The 1,382-nt window shown below is 48.3% G+C and carries 1 protein-coding gene; it reads left to right on the forward strand.

The window, feature by feature from the left end; all coding sequences use genetic code 11:
* Positions 1-1,382 (forward strand): VCBS domain-containing protein (locus AB4384_RS13025; protein ID WP_372129646.1); only part of this gene is annotated, 1,382 nt, incomplete at both ends.

The raw sequence follows: 1,382 nt of genomic DNA on the forward strand, positions 1-1,382 counted from the left end.
GACGTGGATAATCCAGATAATGCATTCACACCGGATTCTATTTCAGGTACCAACGGTGACCTGACTATCGATGCTAATGGTCATTGGGTGTTCACCGCGAGCAGCGCGTTTAATCAGTTAAACGTCGGCGATAAGGTCGAAGAGACCTTCACTGTCTCGTCTGTTGATGGCACACCTTCGACCATTAAAGTCACGATTAACGGCACTAACGACACCGCTACTGTCAGCAGTGCGACCGTTGCCATCGATGAAACCGACAAAGCGGTAACTACCTCAGGTACGCTAACCAGTACTGACGTAGATAATCCAGATAATGCATTCACACCGGATTCAATTACTGGCACCAACGGTGACCTGACTATTGATGCTAATGGTCATTGGGTGTTCACCGCCAACAGTGCGTTTAACCAATTAAACGTCGGCGATAAAGTTGAAGAAGCCTTCACGGTGTCGTCTATTGATGGCACACCCTCGACGATCAAAGTGACGATTAACGGCACTAACGACGCCGCTACTGTCAGCAGCGCAACCGTTGCCATCGATGAAACCGATAAAGCGGTAACTACCTCAGGCACGCTAACCAGTACTGACGTGGATAATCCAGATAATACCTTCACACCCGATTCCATTTCCGGTACCAACGGTGACCTGACTATTGATGCCAATGGTCATTGGGTATTCACCGCCAACAGCGCGTTTAATCAACTGAACGTCGGCGATAAAGTCGAAGAAACCTTTACCGTCACTTCCGTTGATGGCACCCCTTCGACCATTAAAGTCACGATTAACGGTACTAACGATGCAGCGACAGTCAGTACCGCAACAGTCAGTGTGGATGAAACGGACAGCGCTATAACAACTTCTGGAACCCTCACCAGTACTGACGTGGATAACCCAGACAACACGTTTACGCCGGATTCTATTTCAGGCACCAACGGTGACCTGACTATTGATGCCAATGGTCATTGGTTCTTCACCGCTAACAGCGCGTTTAATCAATTGAATGTCGGCGACAAGATCGAAGAGACCTTCACTGTCTCGTCTATTGATGGCACAGCGTCAACGATCAAAGTGACAATTAATGGCACTAACGATGCCGCTACTGTCAGCAGTGCGACCGTTGCTATCGATGAAACCGACAAAGCAGTAACGACTTCAGGAACATTAACCAGCACCGATGTCGATAATCCGGATAATGCGTTCACTCCAGACTCCATTGCAGGCACAAATGGCGACCTCAACATTGATGCCAATGGTCACTGGGTATTCACCGCTAACAGCGCGTTTAATCAATTGAATGTCGGCGACAAGATCGAAGAGACCTTCACTGTCTCGTCTATTGATGGCACAGCGTCAACGATCAAAGTGACAATTAATGGCAC

Source organism: Vibrio sp. 10N.261.51.A4 (assembly GCF_041471945.1).
Classification (GTDB): Bacteria; Pseudomonadota; Gammaproteobacteria; order Enterobacterales; family Vibrionaceae; genus Vibrio; species Vibrio crassostreae_C.